General features: G+C 49.0%; 29 protein-coding genes. 24 read left to right on the top strand and 5 right to left on the bottom strand.

The features are described from left to right. Nucleotides 1–732: 732 nt before the first annotated feature. The 10 genes from trpE (at nucleotide 733) to BUC22_RS04735 (ending at nucleotide 8,661) form a co-directional block, all read left to right on the top strand. Nucleotides 733–2,199, top strand: coding sequence for an anthranilate synthase component I (gene trpE, locus BUC22_RS04770; RefSeq protein WP_013379969.1), 1,467 nt, complete (start codon nucleotides 733–735; stop codon nucleotides 2,197–2,199). Further along, nucleotides 2,199–2,780, top strand: a complete 582-nt coding sequence (locus BUC22_RS04765) for an anthranilate synthase component II (RefSeq protein ID WP_013379970.1) — start codon at nucleotides 2,199–2,201, stop codon at nucleotides 2,778–2,780. The genes trpE and BUC22_RS04765 overlap by 1 nt, the downstream gene beginning before the upstream one ends. Then, nucleotides 2,777–3,805, top strand: a complete 1,029-nt coding sequence (gene trpD / locus BUC22_RS04760; RefSeq protein ID WP_013379971.1) for an anthranilate phosphoribosyltransferase — start codon at nucleotides 2,777–2,779, stop codon at nucleotides 3,803–3,805. The genes BUC22_RS04765 and trpD overlap by 4 nt, the downstream gene beginning before the upstream one ends. After that, nucleotides 3,792–4,580 (top strand): indole-3-glycerol phosphate synthase TrpC, encoded by a 789-nt coding sequence (gene trpC, locus BUC22_RS04755; protein ID WP_013379972.1) that lies wholly within the window; start codon nucleotides 3,792–3,794, stop codon nucleotides 4,578–4,580. Before trpD ends, trpC begins: the two co-directional genes overlap by 14 nt. Continuing rightward, a complete protein-coding gene (locus BUC22_RS04750; protein WP_013379973.1) occupies nucleotides 4,577–5,206 on the top strand; it encodes a phosphoribosylanthranilate isomerase in 630 nt (209 codons plus the stop codon). The genes trpC and BUC22_RS04750 overlap by 4 nt, the downstream gene beginning before the upstream one ends. Then, nucleotides 5,203–6,387 (top strand): tryptophan synthase subunit beta, encoded by a 1,185-nt coding sequence (trpB, locus tag BUC22_RS04745; RefSeq protein ID WP_013379974.1) that lies wholly within the window; start codon nucleotides 5,203–5,205, stop codon nucleotides 6,385–6,387. Before BUC22_RS04750 ends, trpB begins: the two co-directional genes overlap by 4 nt. Then, on the top strand, nucleotides 6,380–7,180 hold the full coding sequence (trpA, locus tag BUC22_RS04740; protein WP_013379975.1) for a tryptophan synthase subunit alpha: 801 nt from the start codon (nucleotides 6,380–6,382) through the stop codon (nucleotides 7,178–7,180). Before trpB ends, trpA begins: the two co-directional genes overlap by 8 nt. Nucleotides 7,181–7,533: 353 nt before the next feature. Next, entirely contained in the window at nucleotides 7,534–7,698 is a 165-nt protein-coding gene (locus BUC22_RS21715; RefSeq protein ID WP_013379977.1) for a hypothetical protein, read from the top strand. 11 nt (nucleotides 7,699–7,709) lie between these two features. Then, nucleotides 7,710–7,835 carry a hypothetical protein gene (locus BUC22_RS22420; RefSeq protein ID WP_013379978.1) on the top strand — a complete coding sequence of 42 codons (126 nt, stop codon included), beginning with the start codon at nucleotides 7,710–7,712 and terminating at the stop codon, nucleotides 7,833–7,835. Between the two features lie 82 nt (nucleotides 7,836–7,917). Further along, on the top strand, nucleotides 7,918–8,661 hold the full coding sequence (locus tag BUC22_RS04735) for a GH25 family lysozyme (protein WP_013379979.1): 744 nt from the start codon (nucleotides 7,918–7,920) through the stop codon (nucleotides 8,659–8,661). 192 nt (nucleotides 8,662–8,853) lie between these two features. Here BUC22_RS04735 and BUC22_RS04730 read toward each other — a convergent pair whose 3' ends face one another. Beyond that, nucleotides 8,854–9,279, bottom strand: coding sequence for a hypothetical protein (locus BUC22_RS04730; protein WP_013379980.1), 426 nt, complete (start codon nucleotides 9,277–9,279; stop codon nucleotides 8,854–8,856). A gap of 421 nt (nucleotides 9,280–9,700) precedes the next feature. On the opposite strand from BUC22_RS04730, the gene BUC22_RS04725 reads away from it, so the two are divergent. Then, complete coding sequence (locus tag BUC22_RS04725) at nucleotides 9,701–10,864, top strand: NAD(P)-dependent malic enzyme (RefSeq protein WP_013379982.1); 1,164 nt, start codon at nucleotides 9,701–9,703, stop codon at nucleotides 10,862–10,864. A 43-nt stretch (nucleotides 10,865–10,907) separates the two neighbouring features. Here BUC22_RS04725 and BUC22_RS04720 read toward each other — a convergent pair whose 3' ends face one another. Then, nucleotides 10,908–11,909 (bottom strand): DUF3089 domain-containing protein, encoded by a 1,002-nt coding sequence (locus tag BUC22_RS04720; RefSeq protein ID WP_013379983.1) that lies wholly within the window; start codon nucleotides 11,907–11,909, stop codon nucleotides 10,908–10,910. Nucleotides 11,910–12,044: 135 nt separating this feature from the next. Between BUC22_RS04720 and BUC22_RS04715 the strand changes: the two genes are divergently transcribed. From BUC22_RS04715 to BUC22_RS04705, 3 genes are all read left to right on the top strand, one after another. Beyond that, nucleotides 12,045–12,803, top strand: coding sequence for a MerR family transcriptional regulator (locus tag BUC22_RS04715; protein WP_073382579.1), 759 nt, complete (start codon nucleotides 12,045–12,047; stop codon nucleotides 12,801–12,803). Between the two features lie 176 nt (nucleotides 12,804–12,979). Beyond that, nucleotides 12,980–14,233 (top strand): tyrosine-type recombinase/integrase, encoded by a 1,254-nt coding sequence (locus BUC22_RS04710; protein ID WP_013379985.1) that lies wholly within the window; start codon nucleotides 12,980–12,982, stop codon nucleotides 14,231–14,233. A 114-nt stretch (nucleotides 14,234–14,347) separates the two neighbouring features. Beyond that, entirely contained in the window at nucleotides 14,348–15,778 is a 1,431-nt protein-coding gene (locus tag BUC22_RS04705) for an alanine/glycine:cation symporter family protein (RefSeq protein ID WP_070081170.1), read from the top strand. Nucleotides 15,779–15,810: 32 nt separating this feature from the next. Here the strand turns inward: BUC22_RS04705 and srtB are convergent, their stop codons facing one another. Then, the gene (srtB, locus tag BUC22_RS04700; RefSeq protein WP_070081169.1) at nucleotides 15,811–16,554 is read right to left on the bottom strand and encodes a class B sortase; all 744 of its coding nucleotides are present in this window, start codon (nucleotides 16,552–16,554) and stop codon (nucleotides 15,811–15,813) included. A 216-nt stretch (nucleotides 16,555–16,770) separates the two neighbouring features. On the opposite strand from srtB, the gene rplU reads away from it, so the two are divergent. The 10 genes from rplU (at nucleotide 16,771) to BUC22_RS04650 (ending at nucleotide 24,066) form a co-directional block, all read left to right on the top strand. Further along, nucleotides 16,771–17,085 (top strand): 50S ribosomal protein L21, encoded by a 315-nt coding sequence (gene rplU / locus BUC22_RS04695; RefSeq protein ID WP_013379988.1) that lies wholly within the window; start codon nucleotides 16,771–16,773, stop codon nucleotides 17,083–17,085. Next, complete coding sequence (locus tag BUC22_RS04690) at nucleotides 17,085–17,411, top strand: ribosomal-processing cysteine protease Prp (protein ID WP_013379989.1); 327 nt, start codon at nucleotides 17,085–17,087, stop codon at nucleotides 17,409–17,411. The genes rplU and BUC22_RS04690 overlap by 1 nt, the downstream gene beginning before the upstream one ends. 15 nt (nucleotides 17,412–17,426) lie before the next feature. After that, a complete protein-coding gene (gene rpmA / locus BUC22_RS04685; protein WP_013379990.1) occupies nucleotides 17,427–17,714 on the top strand; it encodes a 50S ribosomal protein L27 in 288 nt (95 codons plus the stop codon). A 108-nt stretch (nucleotides 17,715–17,822) separates the two neighbouring features. After that, nucleotides 17,823–19,103, top strand: coding sequence for a GTPase ObgE (gene obgE / locus BUC22_RS04680; protein WP_013379991.1), 1,281 nt, complete (start codon nucleotides 17,823–17,825; stop codon nucleotides 19,101–19,103). A gap of 37 nt (nucleotides 19,104–19,140) precedes the next feature. Beyond that, a complete protein-coding gene (locus tag BUC22_RS04675) occupies nucleotides 19,141–19,470 on the top strand; it encodes a YhbY family RNA-binding protein (RefSeq protein WP_013379992.1) in 330 nt (109 codons plus the stop codon). An 18-nt stretch (nucleotides 19,471–19,488) separates the two neighbouring features. Next, nucleotides 19,489–20,118, top strand: a complete 630-nt coding sequence (gene nadD, locus BUC22_RS04670; protein ID WP_013379993.1) for a nicotinate-nucleotide adenylyltransferase — start codon at nucleotides 19,489–19,491, stop codon at nucleotides 20,116–20,118. Next, nucleotides 20,115–20,705, top strand: a complete 591-nt coding sequence (yqeK, locus tag BUC22_RS04665) for a bis(5'-nucleosyl)-tetraphosphatase (symmetrical) YqeK (RefSeq protein ID WP_073382420.1) — start codon at nucleotides 20,115–20,117, stop codon at nucleotides 20,703–20,705. The genes nadD and yqeK overlap by 4 nt, the downstream gene beginning before the upstream one ends. After that, complete coding sequence (gene rsfS / locus BUC22_RS04660; RefSeq protein ID WP_013379995.1) at nucleotides 20,702–21,055, top strand: ribosome silencing factor; 354 nt, start codon at nucleotides 20,702–20,704, stop codon at nucleotides 21,053–21,055. The genes yqeK and rsfS overlap by 4 nt, the downstream gene beginning before the upstream one ends. Nucleotides 21,056–21,183: 128 nt before the next feature. Then, on the top strand, nucleotides 21,184–22,269 hold the full coding sequence (ychF, locus tag BUC22_RS04655) for a redox-regulated ATPase YchF (protein ID WP_013379996.1): 1,086 nt from the start codon (nucleotides 21,184–21,186) through the stop codon (nucleotides 22,267–22,269). Between the two features lie 60 nt (nucleotides 22,270–22,329). Next, nucleotides 22,330–24,066 carry a B12-binding domain-containing radical SAM protein gene (locus BUC22_RS04650; protein WP_013379997.1) on the top strand — a complete coding sequence of 579 codons (1,737 nt, stop codon included), beginning with the start codon at nucleotides 22,330–22,332 and terminating at the stop codon, nucleotides 24,064–24,066. Nucleotides 24,067–24,228: 162 nt separating this feature from the next. Here BUC22_RS04650 and BUC22_RS04645 read toward each other — a convergent pair whose 3' ends face one another. Beyond that, on the bottom strand, nucleotides 24,229–25,701 hold the full coding sequence (locus BUC22_RS04645) for a sensor histidine kinase (RefSeq protein ID WP_013379998.1): 1,473 nt from the start codon (nucleotides 25,699–25,701) through the stop codon (nucleotides 24,229–24,231). Continuing rightward, nucleotides 25,688–26,362, bottom strand: coding sequence for a response regulator transcription factor (locus BUC22_RS04640; RefSeq protein WP_013379999.1), 675 nt, complete (start codon nucleotides 26,360–26,362; stop codon nucleotides 25,688–25,690). Before BUC22_RS04640 ends, BUC22_RS04645 begins: the two co-directional genes overlap by 14 nt. Nucleotides 26,363–26,396: the final 34 nt, after the last annotated feature.

Raw genomic sequence — 26,396 nt, 5'->3', positions numbered from 1 at the left:
AGCCCAAAAACAAGATTGCTCTAAAAAAAGAACAAAAACTTTAATCCATAAAAGCTTGACAGCATAAATCTTGAGTGCTAAAATAAATCACAATTAAAACAACAACTGAATACTTGCCTTAAAAACCATTGACGTGAAGATAAAAACAGTTCGTGCACTTACAGAGAGCCGGGAATGCTGAGAGCTTGGCAGAACGCAGCCTGTTAAATGGATCACCGAGGGCGCAGTGAACAGAGCGCAAGCTCCCATTACTCTGCGACGCACCTTCTGCGTTATTGAAGAGGCGGTTGATGGACCGCTGCAAAGAGCATGGGATCTTTTTGCGTCCCGTGAATAAAGGTGGCACCGCGGGTGTTTTCATAGAACTTACAACACTCGTCCTTTAATATAGAGCTTATATTACAGGGCGGGTGTTTTTTTGATGTTTTGTCCAATTTTTGAAAAAAATTGGCAGGGGGAGAGCGTTGGAGGAAAGTGGAAGTTTGATTCAAAGTCAAAGAAAGAGGATTTTTCAATGGAGAATTGAGAATTGAGAATGGAGAATTACAGGAACAAAATGCTGCGCATTTTGATTAGGATTGCGGCTGTAGGCCGCTGTTTAATCGCTTTTACGTGAGTAAAAGGGTTCAAAAATTCTCCATTCTGCATTCTCAATTCTCCATTAGCCAGCCTTCTTCACACCGCTTTGCCCGCTAATGACCAATCTTATCATCATCATAAAAGGAGTATCCCATGAAAATACCATCATTAGAAACAGTACAGCGACAATCCGAGGGCTTTGCGGCCTTTCCTGTCAGCTGCGAAATCTTTGCGGACATCAAGACACCGATTCAGGTGCTGAAAATATTAAAGAGTATCAGCTCACGCTGCTACCTGCTGGAGAGTGTCGAGGGTGTTGAGAAGTGGGGACGCTACTCCTTTCTCGGCTTTGACCCAGTGGTCGAGGTGAAGTGCAAGGACGGGCTCATGGAAATCAAAAACGGTACGGCGGTCAGGTTAGAGACCGATGATCCGGGACAGGAGATAAGACGCATCCTGTCCGAGTACAGAAGCCCTAAGGTGGCTGAGCTGCCGCCCTTTACCGGCGGCTTTGTCGGATATTTTTCCTACGACTATCTGAAGTACAGCGAGCCGTCCCTGCGATTTGACGGCGACGACAGCGCGGGCTTTAACGATCTGGACCTTATGCTGTTTGAGAAAGTCATTGCCTTTGACCAGCTGCGGCAGAAGATCGTGATTATGGTTACCATCAAAACCGATCATCTGGCGGTGAACTATAACCGGGCCGTCAGGGAGCTGGATTACCTGGTGGGCCTGATCCACAGCGACGTGCCGGCGAGCGGCCAGCTGCCAAGACTGCTCAGCGATTTCAAGCCCCATTTTGACAGGGAAGCCTACTGTGAGATCGTGAAGAAGACCAAGGGCTATATCCGCGAGGGCGATATTTTCCAGGCAGTGCCCTCCAACCGACTGACCGCTGAGATGGAGGGGAGCCTATTTAATACCTACCGTGTGCTGAGGACCATCAACCCTTCGCCCTACATGTATTATATCGCATGCGATGACCTCGAAATCGCCGGGGCATCCCCCGAGACGCTGGTAAAGCTTCAGGACGGTGAGCTCTCAACCTTTCCCATTGCCGGTACCAGCCCGAGGGGCAGAACCAGTGAGGAGGATGCTGAGCTTGAGGAGCGCCTGCTCAAAGATCCCAAGGAGCTGGCAGAGCACAATATGCTGGTAGACCTGGGGCGAAACGACCTCGGTAGGGTAAGCCGGTACGGCAGCGTTAAGGTGCAGGAATATCTGAAAGTCCAGAAATATTCCCATGTCATGCACATTACCTCTGTGGTAACCGGGCAGCTGAGAGAAAACATGGATCAGCTTGACGCGGTTACGGCAGTTCTCCCAGCGGGCACACTCTCGGGTGCGCCTAAGATAAGAGCCTGTGAGATCATCAACGAGCTTGAAGGGATACGGCGGGGCATTTACGGCGGTGCCATCGGCTATATCGACTTCACCGGAAACATGGATGTCTGCATTGCCATCCGGACAGCAGTGAAGAAGGACGGCCGGGTCTATGTCCAGTCGGGCGGCGGTGTGGTCGCAGACAGCGATCCGGAAAAGGAATACCAGGAGAGCATCAACAAAGCCATGGCTGTGGTTGAAGCGGTAAAACAATCGGTGGAGGTAATGGACTGATGATCTTAATCATAGATAACTACGACAGCTTTTCATACAATCTTGTGCAGCAGGTAGGCAGGGTAAACCCGGACCTGAAGGTCATCCGGAATGACGCTCTGAGCGTGGACGAAATCGAGGCGCTGCACCCATCCCACATCATTCTGTCCCCGGGCCCTGGGCGGCCTGCTGACGCGGGAGTCTGTGAGGCGGTGGTCCGGCGGTTTTCCGGAAAGCTTCCGGTTTTAGGTGTGTGCCTCGGGCATCAGGCCATCTGTGAGGCCTTCGGCGCAGAGGTCACCTACGCCAGTGAGCTGATCCACGGGAAAAGGAGCAGCATTCACATTGCCAACGGGAGCCCGCTGTTCAAAGGCCTGCCGCCCATTATGGACGCGGCCCGCTATCATTCGCTGGCAGTCAGTCGGAGCAGCCTGCCCGATGAGCTGCTCATCATCGCTGAGGACAATGCCGATGAGGTCATGGGCGTCAAGCACCGGGATTTTGATGTGTACGGGCTTCAGTTTCATCCGGAATCCATATTGACACCACAGGGAAATATCATCATTGAAAATTTTTTAGCGCTGGGAGGTAAAATACAATGATACAGGATGCGATCTATACGGTTTTAAACGGACATGATCTTGATCTGGACGCCACTAAAGAGGCCTTCAACCAGATTATGGAGGGGAAGGCCACCAACGCGCAGATCGGCTCCTTCCTTACCGCCATGCGGATGAAGGGCGAGACCATTGAGGAGATCACAGCCTGTGCAGCGGTGATGCGTGAAAAATGCACAAAGCTGGACCCGGGCATGGACGTGCTGGAAATTGTGGGCACCGGGGGCGATGAGGCCAACACCTTTAACATCTCCACCGTCTCCGGCATTGTGGTCTCAGCCGGCGGAGTGCCAGTCGCCAAGCACGGCAACCGGAGTGTTTCCAGCAAATGCGGCGCCGCGGACTGCCTGGAAGCCCTGGGCGTAAAGATTGACCTGAACGCAGAGCAGAACGCGCGGATGCTGAGAGAGGCAGGCATCTGCTTCATGTTTGCGCCGGTTTACCATGCCTCCATGAAGTATGCCGGCCCAGTCCGCAAGGAAATCGCAGTCCGCACTATTTTTAATATCCTGGGGCCTCTGGCCAACCCGGCCGGCGCAAATATGCAGCTGCTGGGCGTCTACGACGAGAATCTGGTAGAGCCCCTCGCCAGAGTGCTCTCAAACCTTGGCGTTAAACGGGGCATGGTGGTCCACGGACACGACGGGCTGGACGAGATTACCCTGTGCGATACAACTACCATCTGCGAGATAAACGATGGCCAGCTCAACAGCTTTTTCCTCTCACCGGAGCAGCTGGGGCTGGCGCGCTGCACAAAGGAGGCGCTGGTGGGCGGAGACCCTCAGGAAAATGCTGAGATCGCCCGGGAGATCCTGAGTGGTGTTCGCGGCCCCAAGCGCGACGTGGTGCTCTTAAACGCGGCGGTATGCCTGTATATGACCTATAACCAGATGACCCTCCGGGAATGTGTGCGCTATGGGGAGAACCTGATTGACAGCGGCAAGGCCATGGAACAGCTGAATCGTTTTATCGCTTTGTCCAACGAGGTGCAGCGTGATGATTTTAGATAAATTAGCGGCCAGCGCCAGGGTACGGGTCGACCGGTTAAAGGGAGAGCGGCCTTTGGAAAGCGTAAGAGAGGAAGCCCTGTCCATAAAGCCCGAAAAGCCCTTTTGCTTTGAAAAGGCGTTAAAAAAAGAGGACATTGCTTTTATCTGTGAGGTCAAGAAAGCGTCCCCCTCAAAGGGGCTTATCGCTCCGGATTTTCCCTATGTGCATATCGCCAGAGATTACGAGGCTGCCGGCGCAGACGCGATCTCAGTCCTCACCGAGCCCCAATACTTTTTAGGCAGTGACGATTATCTGAGCGCTGTCAAGAGGGCGGTGAGCATTCCGGTTATCCGAAAGGATTTTACCATTGACCCCTATCAGATTTACGAGGCCAGAATCATCGGGGCAGACGCTGTTTTGCTGATCTGCGCGCTCCTTGACACAGAAGCCCTGACGGAATATATCCGCATTGCCGACAGACTGGGCCTGTCCGCCCTGGTGGAGGCCCACGACGCGGCAGAGGTCTGCTCGGCCCTTGAGGCAGGCGCCCGGGTGATCGGCGTCAACAACCGGAACCTTAAAACCTTTGAGGTCGACATCGAAAACAGTGCGCGACTCAGGCAGCTGGTGCCAGAGCATATCACTTTTGTCTCTGAAAGCGGCATTAAAACCCCCGGGGATATTGACGCGCTCAGGAAAAACGGCACCGACGCAGTGCTCATCGGTGAGACTCTGATGCGCAGCAGCCGCAAGGCGGAGGAGCTGGCAAGGTTGCGGGGAGAGCGTCTGGCATGAAGACAAAGATTAAAATATGCGGCCTGACAAGGCCACAGGATGTCGAGGCCGTCAATGCGGCCCGGCCAGACTATATCGGCTTTGTATTTGCCGAGAGCAGACGCCGCCTCACACCACAGCAGGCCATCACGCTGAAAAGACAGCTCGACCCGGAAATCCAGAGTGTGGGTGTTTTTGTCAACCCCAGTCTGGAGACGGTTCTGGACATTACCAGCCGGGATATTCTTGACATTGTCCAGCTTCACGGCGATGAGCCCCCAGCCTTTGCCGAGAGGGTGCGCCGCGAGACCGGCTGCCCGGTGGTAAAGGCCTTTAGAATCAGGGGAGAAGAAAGCCTGGCGGCGCTTAAAGCCTATGACCAGGCGGATTACCTGCTGCTGGACACCTATAATAAGAACGCCTACGGCGGCACCGGCAGGGCTTTCAACTGGGCGCTGCTGAGAGGAAATACGAGCGGTAAGCCCTTTTTCCTGGCAGGCGGGCTGAATATTGAAAACATCGAAACGGCCATAAGGACCGTCCGGCCATATGGTGTGGATATCAGCAGCGGTGTGGAGACAAACGGGCGCAAAGACCCCGGTAAAATAGAGGAAATCATTAAAAAAATAAGGAGATTCGATCAATGACAAAAGGACGCTACGGACAGCACGGGGGCCAGTATATCCCTGAGACATTAATGAACGCGGTGATTGAGCTCGAGGAGGCTTACGAGCATTATAAAAAGGACCCGGCCTTCAATGCCGAGCTGAATGACCTGCTGAAAAATTACGCAGGCCGCCCTTCATTACTATACTATGCAGAAAAAATGACAAGGGATCTTGGAGGCGCAAAGATTTATCTGAAGCGTGAGGACCTGAACCATACAGGCTCACATAAAATTAACAATGTGCTGGGGCAGGTGCTTCTGGCAAAGAAAATGGGCAAAACCCGCGTGATCGCAGAGACAGGGGCCGGGCAGCACGGTGTCGCCACCGCCACCGCCGCGGCGCTCATGGATATGGAATGTGAAATCTTCATGGGGAAGGAGGACACCGACCGCCAGGCTCTGAATGTTTACCGGATGGAGCTGCTCGGCGCAAAGGTCCACGCGGTGACCAGCGGCACCATGACTTTAAAGGACGCCGTCAATGAAACCATGCGGGAATGGACCAGCCGGATCATTGATACCCACTATGTGCTGGGCTCAGTGATGGGACCGCACCCCTTTCCCATGATGGTGCGCGATTTTCAGTCTGTGATCAGCAGAGAGGCCAGAGAGCAGATTCTGGAAAGAGAAGGAAAACTGCCCGCGGCAGTTCTGGCCTGTGTGGGCGGCGGCAGCAACGCCATGGGGATGTTTTACCATTTTATAGAAGATCGGGATGTGCGGCTCATCGGCTGTGAGGCGGCAGGAAAGGGCGTGGACACCGACAAACACGCAGCCACCATCGCCAAGGGCACACCCGGCATTTTTCACGGCATGAAATCCTATTTCTGTCAGGATGTCTACGGCCAGATCGCCCCGGTATACTCCATCTCAGCCGGGCTGGATTATCCCGGTATCGGCCCGGAGCACGCTCACCTGCACGATCTTGGCAGGGCGGAGTATGTGCCAGTCACCGATGACGAGGCCATCAGCGCCTTTGAATACCTCTCGCGGACAGAAGGGATTATCCCGGCAGTTGAGAGCGCTCACGCTGTCGCTTACGCCAGAAAGCTGGCGCCGTCCATGTCAGCGGATGAGAGCATCATTATCTGTTTATCGGGCCGCGGAGATAAGGACGTGGCAGCCATCGCACGTTATAAGGGGGTAGATTTACATGAGTAACCATCGCATCGCAAAGACCTTTGACCACGGAAAAGCCTTCATTGGTTTTATTACAGCGGGTGACCCGACCCTTGAAAAAACAGAGGAGTTCATCACGCTCATGGAGCGGGCAGGGGCAGACCTCATTGAGCTGGGGATTCCTTTTTCTGACCCCATCGCTGAGGGACCGGTGATCCAGCGGGCAAATATCCGCGCGCTCAGCCAGGGCGCCACAACCGACAAAATTTTTGACATGGTGGCCCGGGTGCGTAAAAAGGTTCAGGTGCCGCTGGTTTTTTTGACCTATGTCAATCCGATCTTTACCTACGGCATTGACCGGTTCTGCGCCAGGTGTCAGGAGGCGGGAATCGACGGCCTCATCATTCCAGACCTGCCCTTTGAAGAAAACGGGGAGGTACGGCCCATCGCAGAGAAATACGATGTGGATGTCATCTCGCTGATCGCGCCGACCTCCGAACAGCGCATCGGACAAATTGCCAGGGAGGCTTCGGGCTTTATCTATACGGTATCCTCCCTCGGGGTTACCGGCGTCCGGTCTGAGATCACAACAGACCTTCAGTCGATGATCCGGGTTATACGGGAAAATACCAGCACACCGGCAGCTGTCGGCTTTGGCATCTCTGAGCCGGAGCAGGCAGAGAGCATCAGCGCATACGCAGACGGAGTGATTGTAGGGTCGGCCATTGTGAAGATGATCGAAGCGAACGGTGAAGCCGCAGGACCGGTTATCGAGGAGTACGTCCGGAAAATGAAAGCAGCCTGCATGAAAAATAACAATGATTTGAAGCGTTAAAATTTTTTAAATTTTATCATGAGAAGGCGAAACGTTAAAGAGAGGATTGTCAATGGAGAATTGAGAATGGAAAATGAAGAATTACAGGAGCAAAATGCTGCCGCATTTTTGATTGGATTTGCGGCCAAAGGCCGCTGTTTTAATCGCTTTTTAGGTAGAAAAGGATTCATATAATTCTCCATTCTCAATTCTGTATTCTCCATTTATAAAATCGCCTCTTATCTTAACTTTACAGCTTGCTTACAATATTCTCAATCATCTGAAGGTGTCATCCGGCTGTGACATCTTCTTTGTTTTTTGGAAAACTTGTGTTACAATAGAGCCGAAAATAGAGAACAGGAGGAACATAATAAGTGGAAGAATTCCCTAAGATACAAATGCAGTTTGATAAACTGGTGATGGTGGTCAACCACGCGGAGCGCAAGGAGACAGACCCTAATAAGGCAGAATATTTACATTGGCTGAGAACACAGCTGGAGGCCATCGCCATCGATGAAAGCCAGCACCGTGAGTTCTGAGGAGGCGAAAAATGCAGCTACCGGCATGGATGTGGGGCGTTGTGCTTTTGTGCTTTTGTGTTGCGATTTTTTACCGTAACAAGCATAAGGACGATGACAATGACGACAACGAAGACCGCCATCACCGTCACTGGTAAGGTGCCGGCAGGGGCTTTTACCAGCTAATATTAAGAATGAATCGATATACTGTAATGCAGAATTTAAAGGAGTAGCGGTTATATGGAAAAATTTAAACAAACATTTTTGAGCAAAAAGGGCCTGATCATCGTTGCTGGTGCAGCCGCAGCGGTATTGGTGGCAGTGGTCCTTTTCTTTGCGATTAACAGTGTGCGAAACAGCGGAAATCACGTAAAGGGTGTAGATGTTTCGGCCTATCAGGGTGATATTGACTGGAAAAAGCTGGCGGACCAGGACATATACTTTGCCTTTATTAAAGCTACAGAGGGAAAAGACCATGTGGACAAAAATTTTGAGAAGAACTGGAAGGAAGCGCGCAAGGCTCATCTGAAGGTCGGCGCTTACCATTTTGTGAATTTTGACCAGGATGGAAAAACACAGGCCGATCATTTTATCAATACAGTTCCCAAGGAAAACGACAGTCTGCCGCCGGTTATCGACCTTGAGCTTTATGGGGACTATCTGAATAAACCGATGGATAAGAACAAGGTACAGGCCATTGTCAATGATATGATCGTAAGGTTTAAGGATTATTATGAAAAGACACCGATCATCTATACCAATTACAATACCTACAATACCTATCTGTCCGACGCTTTCGCTGAGATTCCGATCTGGATCTGCGATATTTCGGACCAGGAGCCTGATCTGAAGGGCGGCCATGAGTGGCTGTTCTGGCAGTATTCCCAGAGAGAAATCCTCAACGGCTACAGCGGCGAGGAACGGTTTATTGATATGGACCTTTACAATGGTGACCTCCGTCAATTTAAAAAACAGTTTGAATAAAAAGAAAACAGGCGTCAAACGCCTGTTTTTTGTTTGGATAAGTAACAGAAAATAATATGGGTTACGTGTGCAAGATGTTTACAGAACAGCCAGATGGGTATAACAGTAAAGACAGATTTTATTACTGTGATCTCCTAACAAGTCTGATACCTCTTCTTGCTTACCCCCGGTCATTTCCCGCCGGGGGTATTTTCAATTCAGGTCGTAGGTGTCGGAATCCGGATGATAAGTGATTTTCTGAGTCTTTTTATCTTTCTTTACGGTATAGTCAATCTGAGAAATGTAGAGTTTTTCTTCATCCAGGGAATGCACATAGCTCTGGGTGACCTTTGAGAGGTCTCGGCTGGATTTGGAATTGACGCTGTCTGTGCTCTCCTCAATGGTGTGTGAAGAATCCTTAATGCCGTAGGTAACCTTCAGGTCTGTAATCTCATAGTCTGAATTGTTGACCGCTGTACTGATGATCTGCGTGTTCTTAGCATCGACGGGGACAAATCCATAGGTGATAAAAAGCCCACTGCCTTCATCGAATTTTACCAGAGGTTCGGACTGGCCGCAGCTGCTCACTGTAAACAGGGTAGTGAAAATCATTAACAATATCAATAATCGCTTTTTCATGTGTCCTCTCATCAAAAGTGTTTTATTTGTTTCTATTAATTATACCAGAAGTTTATTAAAAGAAAAAGAAAAAACAGGTTCTGTTCATGAACAATAAGGTTTTGATAAGCCTCTGAAACTTAAATTAAAAAAATTCTAAAAAATAGGGTTGACAAAGCAGACAGAAGGCACTATAATATAATTAAAGTTAGTTAAACATAACAAATTAATTTTTCTAACTCCAACTATACTCCTTGATTTTATGAATTTTTACCATTCATAACTTGTTCTAACCCGGAAAAGGCTCGCATCCCCAAGCGAGCCTTTTCTTTTGCTGCTTGTAAGATTGAAAGTTTCTGGCAAATCGGCTTTAAACCCACATAGGGTTATGTTATAATAAGGCCGTTATTTCATTACATAAATGTAGAAACCGGAGGAAAATATGGATTACAATAAAGAAGCGCTGAAAGCTCATGAAGCGTGCAGAGGCAAAGTAGAAGTCGTTTCTAAGATGAAACTTGAAAATAAAGATGATCTGAGCATCGCCTACACACCGGGTGTTGCAGAGCCCTGCCGCAAAATCGCGGAGAATAAAGAGGATGTTTATAAATATACCGCCAAGGGGAACCTGGTCGCGGTTTTATCTGACGGCTCGGCGGTTTTAGGCCTTGGCAATATCGGCGGTGAAGCCGCTATGCCGGTTATGGAGGGCAAGGCTGTGCTGTTTAAATCCTTTGGCAATGTCGATGCATTCCCGATCTGTGTGAGTACACAGGACGCTGATGAGATTATTCAGACAGGCATCAATATCGCGCCGACCTTTGGAGGAATTAACCTGGAGGATATCTCTGCGCCGAAATGCTTTGAAATTGAGGAAAAGCTTCAGGAAGCCCTGGATATTCCGGTTTTCCATGATGACCAGCACGGTACGGCCATTGTTGTCTCCTCTGGGCTCATCAACGCTCTTAAAATTGTTGGGAAGGATATTTCTGAGATCAAGGTAGCCATCAGCGGCCCGGGGGCTGCTGGAACAGCCATTGCAAAAATGCTGATGTCCTTAAATGTAAAAAATATCGTCATGTGTGACCGCACCGGCATCATTGATATCAGCCGTGACGGCCTGACCGGCCATAAGCTTTGGCTGGCTGAGCACACCAATCAGGAACACATTACCGGAAGCCTGGAGGATGCCATCAAGGGCGCGGATGTCTTAGTCGGCGTGTCTGGCCCTGGTATTGTCACAGAGGAAATGGTCGCTTCCATGAATAAAGACGCCATTCTTTTCGCCATGGCGAATCCTATTCCTGAAATTATGCCGGATCTGGCTAAAAAGGCGGGCGCGCGTGTCATTGGCACTGGCCGCTCTGATTTTCCAAACCAGATCAACAATGTCCTGGCGTTCCCGGGGATTTTCAGAGGCGCGCTGGACGCAAGAGCGTCACGCATCACTGAAAGCATGAAGGTAGCGGCAGCCTATGCCATTGCTGACCTCGTAAGCGCAGAGGAACTGAATGAAGACTATGTGATGCCGAGCCCGTTTGATAAACGTGTGGCTCCGGCGGTTGCAAAGGCTGTTTACGATGCCTGGATGAAGGAAGTAAAATAAAAAAATAAGAAAAAAGCTCTCTCAGGCTGAGGGAGCTTTTTGATTAAAGAGCGTATTTTCTGCCAGTCTGAGAATGGCTTGAGAAGTAGGATTTTATACGTGTTTTGACATTGTTTTGGAGATCGTAGTAGTAAAGCGGGTAATCGCCGGTGTGTAAAACACCGGTAGGGAAGGCATCCTCCTGGCCGATGACCCTAAAGGCATCGGGGTCTGCGGTGCTGCAGATCACTGTGCCGCGTTCCAGGTCAAGGGCCGCGTCGGCATAGTGGGGAAGGTCCTGCATGCCGACGAGCGCACCGGCGCTGTCACGTATGACGAGGCGCGAGCCAAGGCTCTGGGATGCTTCGGCTTTTTTGCCGGTAAGAGTCCAAGTGATGGGGTTGATGGATACCGCGTCTGGGAGCAGGGTGATGTTGTGGCCCGTGACACCTGGGGATTCTGTGTTGTATGAAATGATAACGCCTGTGTCTTCTGCTCTCTGCGCAAAGCTTAAATGAGGATTGTCCTTTAAATATCCCCGGGTGATGGAATAGCCGATCACATAGGCGGCGATCATACGCTCCTGAACCTCTGGATGTTCTTTTAAATAGAGACTGAGGATAAACTGGAGCAGCAGTGAGCCCTGGGAATGGCCGGCCAGAATAAAGGGGCGGCCGTTGTTATGGTGCTTAATGTAATAATCAAAGGCTGACAGCACGCAGGTGACAGGCCCTTTTGTGAAGAGCAGGTTGTTTTCCGGCGTATTGTCAAGAAGGCATTCGAGGGCAGCCTGGCGGTACGCGGGCGCGTAAAAATTGCCATAGGCTGAAAAGACAGAGGCCTTTGTCTGGAGATGCTCTGTGGCCCGGATACGCATGGCCTCGTTGTTTATCTCGCAGATACTGGGGCCATGCGGGGTTTTATAGTAGGCTGTGGGGTAGAGGTAAAAAATATCGACGGGCTTGTCGTCAGGCTTTGCTATTTTTTTAGGAAGACACAGCCAGTTTTGAGTGAGGCTGTAGTCGACCGGGGTATCTAAATCAGGGAGATATGGATGCTGTTTCATACGGACTCCTTTTATTTTATAGGATTGTATTATCAGCATCTATTATAGCTTAAATATTTTTTTACAGCAAATCAAAAAGGCCTTGACCTTTACGCGGCGTCAACGTCTATAATGGGTGGCAGGAGGAGCAGAATGATGGAATATACGGTTAAAAAGCTGGCGGCCCTGGCAAAGGTTTCGCCGAGAACACTGCGTTATTACGATGAGATTGGGCTGTTGAAGCCGGCGCGTATCAACAGTTCAGGCTACCGGATCTACGGGAAGAATGAGGTTGACCGCCTTCAGCAGATTTTATTTTACCGTGCGCTGGGGATTGAGCTGGCAGAAATCCTGCAGGTTTTGGACGCCCCGGGCTTTGACAGCCTGGCCGCTTTAAAAACCCACAGGGAACAGCTCCTTCTTAAAAAGAAGCAAATTGACGATTTGATCAATACTGTGACCAAAACGATTGAGAGCAGGGAAGGAAAAACGATAATGAAAGATCACGAAAAGTTCAAAGGCTTTATCCAGAATAAGATTGAAGAAAATGAGAACCGTTACGGTGAGGAGATCCGCAAAAAATATGGCGATGAGGCGATTGACAGAAGCAACGCCCAGTTTAAGAACATGTCACCTGAAAAATACAGTGAATTTGCCGGCCTGGAAGAAAAAATCCTCGACCTTTTAAAGGAAGTAACCCGGCTGGGAACCATTGATAATCTGGAAGGTGAGGAGATTGCCCGGCTTCATAAGCAGTGGATTACGCTGGCGTGGGGAAGCTACAGCCCGGACGCACACCGCGGGCTGGTCCAGATGTACACAGAAGATAAACGTTTTAAAGAATATTATGAAAATAAAGCAGGAAAGAACAGTGCAGAACTGCTTAAGCAAAGTGTGCTGAAGTTCATCCGGTAAACCCTTAAGTCTATGAGCAACAGGGCCCTGCAGAGAAGGTAAGTCTGCAGGCTCTTTTTATTTTTGCCTAAAAAAGGGTTTAAAACAAATAAACATAGTTTGTCAAAAAAAATCTCAGCCGATTTTGATCTCCGAATATAAAATGATATAGAAATTTTATTTATCAGGAGGAAATCATGAAAGAACAGAGAAGAAACATCTACAAGCGAAAAGACAACCGTTACGAGGGGCGTTACATTGTAGGGTATGAAAGCGTGTATGGAAAGGCCATATACCGGTCGGTCTACGCCCATACCTATGAGGAAGCGGTAGAAGTTTTGGAGGAGGCAGAGGAAAGGGTTCACGAGGAGGTTGAGCTTCAGCGTCTGCTGCGCAGACAGAAAACACAGCAGCAGACAACCGGGATTTTACAGAGAGCCTTCAGCCATGACGAAATGCTGAAGGTCGTCCGGACACTGACGCTTCAGGAATGGATGATTGAGTGGCTGGAGGGGCACAAGAGAAATACGATTCGGCCGACCTCCTACATGCGGTACTACAATGTGATTTACAAGCATATCATCCCGCAGATCGGCAGCTATAACCTGCTGGAGCTGACACCGGATATTATTCAGAAATTCGTCAAGTATTTGTGCGAGGACGGAAAAAATGATGATACAGGCCTGTCGCCTGCAACGGTCAGGAGCTATATGATGATTCTAAAGAGCGCGCTTGAGCTGGCTGTGGACCAGGAGCTGATGATCAAAAATCCCTGCAGAAAGGTGTCGCTGCCACCCAAAAGATTCCATAAGCCGGTTTATCTGGAGCCGGATGAGTGTAAACGGTTGGAATATGTGCTGCTGCACACGGATGACAACCCCAAGTCTGTCGCAATTCTGCTGGCATTAAAAACCGGGATGCGGCTCGGCGAGCTGGCGGCCCTCAAATGGGGAGATGTTGATTTCTCCAACCGGGTAATACATGTACGGCATTCGGTTCAGCGGGTTAAAACCTTTGAGCCGGAGGGACCAAAGACAAAGCTGGTCGTTTCAGAGACAAAGACAACAAACTCTGTGCGGGATATTCCCATGAATAATGGGCAGTACGAGTATTTAAAGGCTTATCACCGGATGGTCGTGGCCGACTCGTGGGGAAACATCAATGAAAACACCTTTGTTTTTCAAAATCAGTCGGGGAGCTTTATTGACCCGAGGGTGTACCAGCAGTATTTTAAAGTCGTTCTGAAAAAGGCAAAGGTCAAGGAGGTCAATTTTCATGCGCTCCGCCACACCTTTGCCACCATCGCAGCCAGCAAAAATATGCAGATATCTGTCTTGAGCAGGATATTAGGACATTCAAACGCAGCATTGACATTACAGTTATATATCCATTCCATCACAAATCAGGACAGGGCCGAAATGTCTAAAGTAGATTGGGAATATTCAGCCTGATCTTTTTTTACAGGCCAAAAAGACCGTGTAATGAGGACACTTGTACCCATAACTTGTGCACTAACATGAAATGTGGTAAAATGGACAGGTATATTTAGAAAAGGGAGGGAGAAAATGAGTTTTTCTGAAATTGTTGCTGCGGTCAATGACTTTGTGTGGGGCCCATACATGCTTGTACTGCTGGTGGGTACAGGTGTTTTTTTGACCATACGCCTGAAGTTTTTGCCGTGGCGGAATCTGGGATATGCCCTTAGATCGGTGTTTACCCGTGCGCCCAAGGATGAAAACACTAAGGAGCACAGCGGAGATATCTCGCCGTTTCAGTCTCTGATGACCGCTCTGGCCGCGACTATTGGCACCGGCAATATTGTCGGTGTTGCCACCGCCATGGTATTGGGCGGCCCAGGGGCTCTGGTGTGGATGTGGATCAGTGCGCTGTTTGGGCTTTCCACCAAATACGGCGAGAGTGTTCTGGCGGTCAAATACCGTGAGACCAACTCGTCTGGTGAGATGGCTGGCGGCCCCATGTACGCCATGAAAAAGGGCTTTAAGGTTAAATGGCTGGGGAGCCTGCTGGCATTTTTGTTTTCACTTTTTGCCGTTATAGCGTCCTTTGGGATCGGGAACCTGACACAGGCGAATTCCATCTCCGATGCGGTACAGAATACCTTTGGGGTACCAACCTGGATAACTGGTGTTGTCCTGACTGTTTTGGCGTTGATCGTTCTTTTGGGCGGTATCAAGAGTATTGGCCGTGTCTGCGGTTTTATTGTTCCGATCATGGCGGTGTTCTATTTTGCAGCCGGAATCCTTGTTATTATCATCAATTTTCACAACGTACCGGCTGGAATCGTTGAGATTTTCCGCATGGCCTTTTCACCTCAGGCAGTCGCCGGCGGCGTGGGCGGTTCCATCATTGCGAGCATGCTTTCAGCCATGCGCTGGGGCGTCGCGCGAGGGGTGTTTTCAAATGAAGCGGGTCTTGGCTCTGCGCCGATAGCAGCGGCAGCGGCTAAAACAGACCACCCCTCAAGACAGGGCTATATCAATATGACGGGTACCTTCTTTGACACACTGGTTGTCTGCACGATTACCGGCCTTGTTATCGCATCCTCAGGTGTTCTCGGGACAATCGATGCGGCGGGTGAGCTCTATACCGGAGCGAACCTGACCATCCGGGCGTTTGAGTCAGCCATTGGACCAGTGGGCGCTTTGATCGTCACCATTGGTATTATGCTGTTCGCCTTCTCGACCATACTGGGCTGGGAGTACTATGGCGAAAAGTCACTGGAATATTTGATCCCTTCAACTGCGGCGGTTAAAATTTACCGGTTTGTCTTTTCAGTCGTCACATTTTTTGGCGCGACAACGGCACTGCAGATTGTGTGGGATTTTTCCGATACCATGAATGGCCTGATGGCCATTCCAAATCTTATCTGTCTGTTGGTGCTCAACAAAGTGATCGCCCGGGAATGCTTTGATTATCAGGAAAATATCCTGATTCCTGAAAGGGAAATGCGCAAGCTCAAAAAGCAGAAGAATTGAAAAAAACGCCTGCACGTAGATGCAGGCGTTTTTTATTTAATTTTTCGGGCTGTGACAACCAGACGGCCATCATCCATGTCAAAAACACAGGTAGAAAGGGTCAGGATTTCATCGTCAGGCTCAAGAACCACATCGGTTTTGTAGAGGCTTCGGGCCTGGATACGCTGGAAGTAAGAGAGAAAATCCTCGTCGCCTGCAAAATCGGGGCGTCTGTAATCATAGTTGGCCTCGGTTTTATAGACAGAGAAGATTTCCCATTTCCCCGGGTCACCAATACGGTCATACTCGATGGTCTGGTGTGCCTTAAAAAAGCTCTCATCCAGATAGCTGTGAAGATCCCCGAAGGTGGAGGATTTCTGGATGTTGTGGCTGTGCCCATACAGAACGCTGTTCTGGGCCTTTGGCACACGGTTAAAGTTGTAGGTATAGTCGAGAAAGACCGCGCCCCATTGGGATTCCTCGCCCTCAAAGGTAGTGTATAAATACTTTTCGTTATTGTCGGTCTGGACAACCGGATAATCAATGGTGGTGCCCTCTATTTTTATCCAGCCGACTGTATCCGGATTAACGGCTTTGAGAGCATCGAAATCAATGCCAGCATCCTCTGCTGTTGGCTGGGCAATGCTCACAACCTCTTCTTTTTTAAAATACTGGCGGATATAGGGCAGGCTGTAGTAGATCAGGCCAGCCAGTGAGGCGATGATGACAATAATACAGATGCTGTTTATGATGCGGTTGTTTGTCTTTTTATTTTCAGTCTTTTGGTTTTTGCTCATTTTGGCTTCCTTTGTCAAAAATAGTAATGGGTCTATTTTAGCATAATTACATTAAAAAGAAAGTACCTGCGTTTTAAAAAGAAAAATTTTTTATTTGTGATTGACAAAGACTTTGAGCATGTGTTATGATTAACGAGTTATGAAGCCGCACATGTAAGGTTATAAGTCAGAAATGCACCTTTCGTGGCGAGACTGGTATGAGGAGGTGTTTTTATTATGTACGCAATCATTAAAACAGGTGGTAAACAGTACCGTGTTCAGCAGGACGATGTGATCGAAATTGAAAAAATCAATCTCGAAGACGGCGCAAAAGATATTGCTTTTGACGAAGTTTTAGCTGTAAACAAGGACGGTGAATTAACCGTTGGTACTCCGGTTGTTGAAAATGCAGTGGTTAAAGGCGAAGTTTTAGAAGTCGCTAAGGCTTCAAAGGTAATTGTTTATAAATACAAATCTAAAAAAGATTACCGTAAAAAACAGGGCCACAGACAGCCATTTATGAAAGTTAAAATTACAGCAATTGAAGCGTAATGATTACAGTAACTTTTGAGAGAGACCGGGATACAATACGAAAAGTAGAGGTATCCGGACATGGAGAATATGCGGATTCAGGCGAAGATATTGTATGTGCAGGGGTTTCGATCTTAACCATCAGCATATTGAATGGTCTGAGTGAGATCGTTGGTTTGAAAGATTTAAACCGCCAGGTGGAGGAAGGCTATACTTCCTTTGAAATTCCTGAGATCAAAGACCCAGTGCAGAAAATCCAGGCGGACGCCCTGATGGATACCTTCCATTTGGGGCTGTGTGCCACAGAAGCCGCTTACAGAGATTATGTTAAAATAATTGATAATTAACAGGAGGTGAAAATAATGATTAAAATGAACCTTCAACTGTTTGCCCACAAAAAAGGGGTAGGTAGTTCTAGAAACGGTCGTGACAGTGAATCCAAACGTCTTGGCGTTAAAAGAGGAGACGGTCAGTTCGTATTGGCTGGTAACATTTTAGTAAGACAGAGAGGAACTCATATTCATCCTGGCAAGAACGTAGGCCGCGGTGGCGATGATACTTTATTTGCGATGTGTGACGGTGTCGTAACTTTCGAACGTAAAGGCAAAGACAAGAAACAGGTCAGCATTTATCCTCGAGAAGCAATGTAGTTCTTTTAGGACGACAGTCGAATAAGTTCAAAAACCTCTTATTGTATTTTTATGATAAGAGGTTTTTCTTATATATGGGTATATAAACATTGGAAATGAGGTGCTATAATGTTTGTTGATCAAGCGCAGATATATGTAACTGCCGGCAACGGTGGTCATGGCGGAATGAGCTTCCGCCGTGAGAAATACGTCCCGAACGGCGGGCCAGACGGCGGAAACGGCGGCCGGGGAGGCAATGTTATTGTCCAGGCCAATAACGGCCTGAGAACGCTGCTGGCGTTTAAATACCGAAAAAAATACAAGGCGGAAAGCGGCGGCAATGGGACCGGAGGCCGCTCGACCGGTAAATCCGGTGAGGACCTGCTCATAAAGGTGCCGGTAGGCACAGTAGTCAAGGATAAGACAACTGGCCGGATTCTCTGTGATTTAAGCGAGGACGGCGAATCCTGTATCGTGGCCCAGGGCGGCCGGGGCGGACTTGGGAACATGAATTTCTCGACCTCCACCAGGCAGGCCCCGCGCTTTGCCCAGGGCGGTGTAAAGGGCCAGGAGAGAACCCTGGTGCTGGAATTAAAGCTTTTGGCAGACGTTGGACTGCTGGGCTTCCCAAATGTTGGGAAATCAACCTTTTTGTCCATGGTAACAGCCGCCAAGCCAAAAATCGCGAATTACCATTTCACGACCATTGTTCCAAACCTTGGCGTGGCAGCGTGGAAGGATTACGATCCCTTTGTCATCGCGGATATTCCGGGCATTATTGAGGGCGCCCATGAGGGCACCGGCCTGGGAATCCAGTTTTTGCGCCATGTTGAGCGGACGAAGCTTTTAATCCATATGCTGGATGCCTCGGGCAGTGAAGGCCGGGACCCTCTGGCGGATTTTAAAGCGATTAATGAAGAATTAAAAGAATACAATGAGCGCCTGGCACAGAGAATGCAGGTGGTGGCCCTGAATAAGACCGACCTGATCGCGGATCCTGAAGAGCTGGAGCTTTTGGTGTCAGAATTTGAAGCGATGGGCTATGAGGTATTCCCCATATCCGCCGCTACAGGAAAAGGCATTGACGCCCTGCTGAGCCGTGTGATTCAGCTGCTGGACGAAATTGGCGAGGTTGAGCCGATCTTTGAGGTGGAAGCCGACGAGGATGTGGTGTACAAGGCTGATTTTGATGAAGAACCCTTCACAGTACACAAGGAGGGCGATGTCTATGTGGTCGAAGGTGATTTTGAGCGGCTGATCAATTCCGTCAATTTTGAGGACTTTGACTCCATTGGATATTTTCAGAGAGTGCTTAAGGATAAGGGGATATTCAAAAAGCTTGAGGAAATGGGGATACAGGACGAGGACACTGTCCGGCTCCAGGATATTGAGTTTGAATATTTTAAATAAAATTGAGCGAGATATGCTATAATAGAAAGAGAGAAATATGCTAACAAGTAAACAGAGAAGCTATTTGAGAAAGCTTGCCATGGACATTCCCGATATTATTTTTATCGGAAAAGACGGGATTACCCCTGAGGTTATTCAGCAGACAAGAGACGCCATTGTGGCCAGAGAGCTGATAAAGGGGAAAATCCAGCAGAATTCCATGGAAGAGGTGGAAGATGCCGCCCGGAAACTGGCCGAGGCGACTAGGTCAGAGATTGTCTGCACCATCGGCAATAAATTCATATTATATAAAAAGAATCTTTTGAAAACAAAGATAGAAGTGCCGTCCAAAAATTCTAAGACACTGAAGAAGAAAAACAAACGGTAGCTTTTTAAAGAGGTAAGTATGGAAAAAATAGGCTTATTAGGCGGGAGCTTTAATCCGGTTCATACCGGACACCTTTTGCTGGCAGAATCGGCCAGAGACCAGTATGGTCTGGATAAGGTGCTGTTTATACCTGCCGGCAACAATCCTTTTAAAGAGATGGATAAGGAGATTGACCGCAGGCACCGCCTGAAAATGGTGGAGCTCGCGACCCGGTCCAACCCTTATTTTGAAGTGCTGTCCATTGAGATCGACCGGCCAGGAATGACCTACACCGTCGATACCATCGAGCAGATCAAGCAGACTTATCCGGAGAGTGCGTTTTATTTTATCACCGGCGCGGATATTATGTTTGAGATCACGCTTTGGAAGGGAGCACCAGAGTTGCTGGCCTCTGTCAATTTTATCACGACCTTCAGGCCGGGCTATTCACACAACAAGCTGGACGCGCGGATCGAGGAGCTCCAGGAAATTTACGGCGCCAGGATCTATAAACTATTTACCTCAGAAATGGACATCGCTTCCTCCGATATACGGGGAAGGGTGAAGAATGGTTATTCCATAAAATACCTTCTGCCAGAAACGGTGGAGCAGTATATTATTGAAAATCAGCTTTATTTGGCGAAGCCGTCTCAGGGAGATGCAGAATGAATGTTGCGGAAATTCAAAAAAAATTAAAAAAAGAACTAAAGCCCAAGCGTTATGAGCACACCTTAAACGTGGTGGACTCAGCCTTGAAGCTGGCAGAAATCTATCCCTGTGACGCGAACAAGGTGAAATACGCGGCCCTGCTGCACGACTGTGCCAAAAATTACAGTGACGCAGAGCTTCTGGCAACAGCGGAGCGGCATTACCTCAATGTGGATGAGATCACCCGGCGTGAGCCGCAGCTGCTGCACGGCCCCGTAGGGGCAGTGGTGGCCCGGACGGAATACGGCATTGAGAACAAGGAAATCCTCGGCGCCATCAAATACCACACAACCGGGCGCAAAAACATGAGTGTGCTCGAAAAAATTATCTATCTCGCTGATTTTATCGAGCCTGGGCGCAGTTACCCGGGCGTGGATAAGCTCAGGAAGATGGCTTTTGAAAATCTGGATGACGCGATGATCCAGGCGCTGACCAACACCATCCGCTATATCAGCGGAATTGGCGGCCTGATTCACGAAAGGACTGTCTCGGCACGTAATTATTTGATCCTGGAAAAAATGGATCGTGAGAAAAATGAAAAGGAGTGATTGATATCGAACCAAAAGAGTTTGCAGAAAAAGTAAAAGAGTGGATTGACGCTAAGAATGGAACCGACGTTGAAATCATTGATATTGCGGAGGTTTCGACCCTGGGCGATTATTTTGTCATCGCCAGCGGTAATTCGGAACGCCAGGTTAAGGCCATTGCCGACAACGTTGAATATGAAGCCGAAAAGCTTGGTATTGTCCCGAAAAGCATTGAGGGCGAACGGGAAGCCCGCTGGATTTTACTGGACTATTATGACGTGATCGTCCATATCTTCCACGCAGAGGAACGCCAGTTCTACAACCTGGAACGCCTCTGGAAAGACGGAACAAGACCTTCTGCCTTTGAATAAGCAAGGGGCCGGATATTTATTCGGTCCTTTTTCTTTGTTTATGGGGCGTGTCCGCTTGCGATTATGCTTTTCCTATTGTATAATTATAAAGTTAACAAACACCGAATTGTAAAAAGAGAGGTATACAGATGAAAATTGGAATTGTCGGATTACCCAACGTCGGTAAAAGTACAATTTTTAATGCGATAACAAAAGCCGGCGCAGAATCCGCCAACTATCCCTTTTGTACCATCGACCCCAATGTAGGGGTGGTGACCGTACCGGATGAACGGCTGGAAGTGCTTGAGAAAATGTATCAGTCCAAGAGAGTGGTGCCCACCACCATTGAATTTGTGGACATTGCGGGCCTGGTCCGAGGCGCCAGCAAGGGCGAGGGTCTGGGCAACAAGTTTTTGTCCCATATCCGTGAGGTCGATGCCATCGCCCATGTGGTCCGCTGCTTTGAGGACGAGAATGTCGTTCATGTCGAGGGAAAGATCGACCCTCTGGACGACCTTGAAACCATCAACCTTGAGCTGATTTTAGCCGACCTGGAAATGGTAGACCGCCGGGTTGAAAAAACGCGTAAAGCCGCAAAGGGCGATAAAGCTGAAAGGGCGAACCTCGAAATTCTGGAAAAGCTGAAGGCCATTCTGGAAGCGGGAAGAATGCCCCTGGATACGGATTTTTCGGAGGATGAATGGCAGTATGTTTCCGGGCTCCAGCTCATTTCGACAAAGCCGGTCCTGTACATCGCCAATGTGTCTGAGGATGATCTGATTTCAGATAACGCCATGGTCAAAGCCTTAAAAGAAAAGGTGTCCGGCGATAACCGTGAGGTCATCAAAATTTCCGCCAAGATCGAGGAAGAGATCGCTGAGCTCGACGATGAGGAAAAAGCCCTGTTCCTGACAGATCTGGGACTTGAAGCCTCTGGGCTGGATCAGGTTATCCGCGCGGGTTACAAGCTGCTGGGCCTGATCACCTTCCTGACTGCCGGGCCAGAGGAAACACGCGCCTGGACCATCCGAAAGGGCACAAAAGCGCCGCAGGCAGCCGGAAAGATCCATTCCGATATTGAGCGGGGCTTTATCCGGGCTGAGATTACAACCTATGAACAGCTGGTGGAAGCCGGCTCGGACGTCAAGGCCAAAGAACTTGGAGTGACCCGGATCGAGGGTAAGGACTACGTCATGCAGGATGGCGATGTCACATTTTTCAGGTTTAATGTATAATAAAATTGTCCCGAAACGTGTGCTGCATGTTTCGGGATTTTTCTGTAAAAGAGGAAACAAATGAGTAAATGTGTATTAGTGGGTGTCAATGCAAAATATGTGCACACCAATCTTGCCATAAGAGCCCTGAAAGCAGCCGCGCAGGCGGAAAATATCGAGCTCTGTGAGGTAACCATTAACGACCAGATTAACGTGGTGGTCGGCAGGCTTTTGAGGATGCAGGGAGATTATTATGGCTTTTCCTGTTATATCTGGAATATGGACTTTATTGCAAAAATCAGTGAGGTGCTGAAAAAGAGCAGGCCCAACTGCATTGTCTTCTGGGGAGGGCCTGAGGTTTCCTATGACAGCGGGCGCCTTCTGGAGGAGCATCCATTCGTGGATTATATTATTTCCGGCGAGGGGGAAACGGTTTTTCCTGAATTTGTAGAGACACTGCAGAGCCGGGATAAAACCCCGCTTCTGAAAATGGAAAACGTCAACTGGTTTGGGCGCAATGTGTCCCATTCGCATGTAAACGGCGAAAAGGTGGGGATTGTCGAGGATCTCGGCGCGCTGCCCTTCCCCTATGACGACCAAAATATCCAGCCGGTTTCAGACAAAATCATTTATTATGAAAGCATGCGCGGTTGCCCCTTTCAGTGCTCCTACTGCCTTTCTTCCACCCTGCAGAAGGTGCGCTTTCTGCCCCTTGAGCGTGTTTTCAGAGAGCTGGATTTTTTCATCCGTCACGATGTAAAGCAGGTGAAATTTGTGGACCGCACCTTCAATGTCGATATCCGGCGGACCAAGGCCATTATCGCTTACCTGGTCGAAAAAAAGTGCGCCACGAATTTTCATTTTGAGATCGCGGGGGATCTTCTGGACGACGAGCTCCTTGAGATAATTGCAAAAGCACCAAAGGGCCTGCTGCAGTTTGAGATCGGTATCCAGAGCACTCATGATGAAACGCTGGAGGCCATCACGCGAAAGACCGATCTGAAAAAGATCCGGAAATATGTGAAACGTCTCATCGGGTTTAAAAACTGCCATGTGCACGTGGACCTGATCGCCGGGCTGCCAAAGGAAACCTACGCGGTTTTTAAAAAATCCTTTGACGAGACCATTGCCATTGAGCCGGATATGCTGCAGCTGGGATTTTTAAAGCTGCTGAAGGGAACAAAAATCCGAAAAGAAGCGGATAAATTTTATTACCGCTATGCGAGCTTTCCGCCCTATGAGGTGATCAGTAATGATTTTATCTCCTCAGACGAGCTTATGCGCTTAAAGGACATTGAGGATCTGGTAGACCGCTATTACAATTCCGGCGCCTTTTATCTGAGTTTGAAGTATATTTTTGAAAACCAGTGCTGGGGCTCCCCTTTTGAGTTTTTTGAGGCTTTCTCGGACTATTGGCGGGAGGAAGGCTTCTATGAGCTGGGAAAATCAAAGGAGCAGCTCTACGGAATTATGCAGACATTTACGGCCTCAGGCGTCGAGGTGCCCCATAAAGAAATGCTCGGGGAGCTGATCAAAATGGATTATCTCAGGCAGGGGCACCGCTCCCTTCCCGGTTTTTTTGAAAACCGAACCCTCTCAAAAACAGAGGCCTTTGAGCAGCTGAAGGACGAAGCCTTTGTGGCTGCATGTCTGCCAGCGCTCTCAGGACAGCCTGCCAAGCAGGTGATCAAGCGCGTCTTTTTCCAGTATTTTGAAGAAAACGCCCTTGACCTTGCCCAGAGGTATCTGGGGACAGCGCCGGGCAGGGGAAGACTCTGCGTCTTTTATGAGGGTGCGATGGTCCGGGTGGCCGGGTAAGCACACACGCCATTTTACGGCATAAAAGCATGTGTGTCTGGACAGCAAACCGGATAGTAAACCGGACAAGGTTCCGGTTATGGTTCCGGATAGCAAACCGGACACATTATATAAACCAAACCAAATGAAACCAAACCAAAGAGAGAGGGCGCTGCCCTCCCTCTACCGGATTAAAATAATTTTCATATTCGTTCCCTGTCCCAGGGTGCTCTCGATCACGAGCTCTCCCCGGTGGAGTTTTACAATGCTCTCGATGATGGAGAGGCCAAGGCCTGTGCCGCCGGTTTCCCTTGAGCGGTCGCCGTCGACCCGGAAGAAACGCCGGCGGACATTTTCGAGTTCGCTCTCAGGAATGCCGATGCCTGTGTCGGTGACAGACAGGATGCACCTGTTTGCCGTCTCAGTGCAGCTGAAACAGATTTTTCCCTGTGCCGGGGTGTATTTCATGCTGTTGTCGGCAAGTGCCCTTAAAGCCTGCAATATGAGCGATTCATTGCATTTTACCAGACAGTGGTCGACCCGGGTCAGCTCAAAGGAATGGGTGGCGTCGATCATTTCGCATTCATTGTATACCTTTGTGACAAGCTCGCCTAGGTCCGCCGGCTCAAATTTCTGTGTGAAATAGTTGTTTTCAAGGCGGGTGATCAGGAGCAGCTCCTCCACCAGCTTTTTCATATTCTGTATCTCTTCGTTAATAGAATCCACAGATTCTTCCAGGAGCTGCGGGTTTTCCTTGCCCCAGGAGGAGAGGATGTCCGAGTAGCCCTGGATGACGGTCAGAGGAATCCGAAGCTCGTGCGACGCGTCTGAGACAAACTGCTTCTGAGCGTCAAAGGCTGATTCGAGCTGGCCGATCATCTGGTTGAGGGATTTGATGAGCTGATCCAGCTCGTCGTCGTTTCCGGTCTCTTTGATACGGGTATTCAGGTTGTTTTCTGTGATGTTTTTAGCGGTCTCGGCGATCTCGATCAGCGGCTTAAGAGAGCGCTTGGTGCCGTAAATCCCGATAAAGATAATGATCGCAAGGCAGACAATGCTGATGGCGATCTGAATACTGAACAGGGCAGTCATGTAGACAAAGCTGTCATTCAGATTTTTTACGACCTGGATGTAAATAGTGTAGTCGTCGCTGACAAGATAGCTTGAGCCGAGATAATAATACTCATTTTTGTTGTAGCGGAAGGAGTCCACGTCCACGTTGTCCTCGGTCTGGTCGGCGGGGTTGTCAATGTGCACTTTAAAGATGTCAATGTTGTATTCCGAAAAGTTATCCTGGTTCAGAAGCTCATCCACGCCTTCGGAGGACAGGTACACATCCCCGTAGTTATCCGAAATTTTATAAGAAATCAAGGTATTATCCTTGATATTGGGGTATATTTTTTCAGAGATAAAGTCCAGCCGGCTGCTGGTGGGAAGCGACAGCAGCGCCTCTTCGTTTTCCTTGATCACGTTGATGATATAGCTGTTGAATTTTATGAGATTGCTCCGGTTTTCGTTTAAAACGATTTGCTGGGAAAAATAAAACACCATTACAAAGGAAATGACCAGCAGAATGGAGAACGCCAGCACAAAAAACAGGACGATGCGCGTGTAGAGCTTCATCGGTTTTGGTTCCTGAACCCTATTTGATGACATAGCCACGCCCTCTCACTGTCTGGATCAGCTTTTTTTCAAAGGGCTTGTCAATTTTATCCCTCAGGTATTTTATATAAACGTCTACGATATTGTCATTTCCAAAATAGTCAAAGCCCCACACCTGGTCCAGAATTTGTTCCCGGGACTGGACCAGCCCGTGGTTGAGCACAAGGTAGTGCAGAAGGTCAAACTCTGTTTTTGAAAGCTCGATGCTCTCGCCCCCGCGGCTAACCATAAAAGTATCGAGGTCGATGGACAGGTCTTCAAAGGCAACTCTGTTCCTGGGCGAGACAGCGGCTTTTTTTCGGAGATTCGCCTTGATGCGCGCCAGAAGCTCATCAAAAATAAAGGGCTTGGTGATATAGTCGTCGGCTCCGAGATTGAGGCCGTTGACCACATCGCCGGTATCATCCTTCGCGGTAAGAAATATAACAGGCAGCTCGGGAGAACGCTCGCGTATATACTTTAAAACCTCGTAGCCGTTAAACTGGGGCAGCATGATGTCCAGCAGAACCAGGCCGATGTCCGGGGTGTTGTTGAAAACATCAATGGCCTCTCGTCCGTTAAACGCCTTGACCGTTTCAAAGCCTGCGTGGTTCAGCTGAAGCTCGATGATGCGGGAAATTTTTTTATCATCCTCAACAATAAGTATGCAATCCATGGGGTACCTCCTCCTTTTATCTTTCTTTATTATA

The organism is Eubacterium callanderi, assembly GCF_900142645.1.
Taxonomy (GTDB): Bacteria; Bacillota; Clostridia; order Eubacteriales; family Eubacteriaceae; genus Eubacterium; species Eubacterium callanderi.
The sequence above is the reverse complement of the archived record's forward strand: the minus strand, read 5'-3'. Positions and strand labels throughout refer to the sequence as shown.

Bases quoted from the DNA above. Each gene is read 5' to 3' on its own strand.
- trpE (WP_013379969.1), top strand. From the start codon at position 733: ATGAAAATACCATCATTAGAAACAGTACAGCGACAATCCGAGGGCTTT.
- BUC22_RS04765 (WP_013379970.1), top strand. From the start codon at position 2,199: ATGATCTTAATCATAGATAACTACGACAGCTTTTCATACAATCTTGTG.
- trpD (WP_013379971.1), top strand. From the start codon at position 2,777: ATGATACAGGATGCGATCTATACGGTTTTAAACGGACATGATCTTGAT.
- trpC (WP_013379972.1), top strand. From the start codon at position 3,792: ATGATTTTAGATAAATTAGCGGCCAGCGCCAGGGTACGGGTCGACCGG.
- BUC22_RS04750 (WP_013379973.1), top strand. From the start codon at position 4,577: ATGAAGACAAAGATTAAAATATGCGGCCTGACAAGGCCACAGGATGTC.
- trpB (WP_013379974.1), top strand. From the start codon at position 5,203: ATGACAAAAGGACGCTACGGACAGCACGGGGGCCAGTATATCCCTGAG.
- trpA (WP_013379975.1), top strand. From the start codon at position 6,380: ATGAGTAACCATCGCATCGCAAAGACCTTTGACCACGGAAAAGCCTTC.
- BUC22_RS22420 (WP_013379978.1), top strand. From the start codon at position 7,710: ATGCAGCTACCGGCATGGATGTGGGGCGTTGTGCTTTTGTGCTTTTGT.
- BUC22_RS04735 (WP_013379979.1), top strand. From the start codon at position 7,918: ATGGAAAAATTTAAACAAACATTTTTGAGCAAAAAGGGCCTGATCATC.
- BUC22_RS04730 (WP_013379980.1), bottom strand. From the start codon at position 9,279: ATGAAAAAGCGATTATTGATATTGTTAATGATTTTCACTACCCTGTTT.
- BUC22_RS04725 (WP_013379982.1), top strand. From the start codon at position 9,701: ATGGATTACAATAAAGAAGCGCTGAAAGCTCATGAAGCGTGCAGAGGC.
- BUC22_RS04720 (WP_013379983.1), bottom strand. From the start codon at position 11,909: ATGAAACAGCATCCATATCTCCCTGATTTAGATACCCCGGTCGACTAC.
- BUC22_RS04715 (WP_073382579.1), top strand. From the start codon at position 12,045: ATGGAATATACGGTTAAAAAGCTGGCGGCCCTGGCAAAGGTTTCGCCG.
- BUC22_RS04710 (WP_013379985.1), top strand. From the start codon at position 12,980: ATGAAAGAACAGAGAAGAAACATCTACAAGCGAAAAGACAACCGTTAC.
- BUC22_RS04705 (WP_070081170.1), top strand. From the start codon at position 14,348: ATGAGTTTTTCTGAAATTGTTGCTGCGGTCAATGACTTTGTGTGGGGC.
- srtB (WP_070081169.1), bottom strand. From the start codon at position 16,554: ATGAGCAAAAACCAAAAGACTGAAAATAAAAAGACAAACAACCGCATC.
- rplU (WP_013379988.1), top strand. From the start codon at position 16,771: ATGTACGCAATCATTAAAACAGGTGGTAAACAGTACCGTGTTCAGCAG.
- BUC22_RS04690 (WP_013379989.1), top strand. From the start codon at position 17,085: ATGATTACAGTAACTTTTGAGAGAGACCGGGATACAATACGAAAAGTA.
- rpmA (WP_013379990.1), top strand. From the start codon at position 17,427: ATGATTAAAATGAACCTTCAACTGTTTGCCCACAAAAAAGGGGTAGGT.
- obgE (WP_013379991.1), top strand. From the start codon at position 17,823: ATGTTTGTTGATCAAGCGCAGATATATGTAACTGCCGGCAACGGTGGT.
- BUC22_RS04675 (WP_013379992.1), top strand. From the start codon at position 19,141: ATGCTAACAAGTAAACAGAGAAGCTATTTGAGAAAGCTTGCCATGGAC.
- nadD (WP_013379993.1), top strand. From the start codon at position 19,489: ATGGAAAAAATAGGCTTATTAGGCGGGAGCTTTAATCCGGTTCATACC.
- yqeK (WP_073382420.1), top strand. From the start codon at position 20,115: ATGAATGTTGCGGAAATTCAAAAAAAATTAAAAAAAGAACTAAAGCCC.
- ychF (WP_013379996.1), top strand. From the start codon at position 21,184: ATGAAAATTGGAATTGTCGGATTACCCAACGTCGGTAAAAGTACAATT.
- BUC22_RS04650 (WP_013379997.1), top strand. From the start codon at position 22,330: ATGAGTAAATGTGTATTAGTGGGTGTCAATGCAAAATATGTGCACACC.
- BUC22_RS04645 (WP_013379998.1), bottom strand. From the start codon at position 25,701: ATGTCATCAAATAGGGTTCAGGAACCAAAACCGATGAAGCTCTACACG.
- BUC22_RS04640 (WP_013379999.1), bottom strand. From the start codon at position 26,362: ATGGATTGCATACTTATTGTTGAGGATGATAAAAAAATTTCCCGCATC.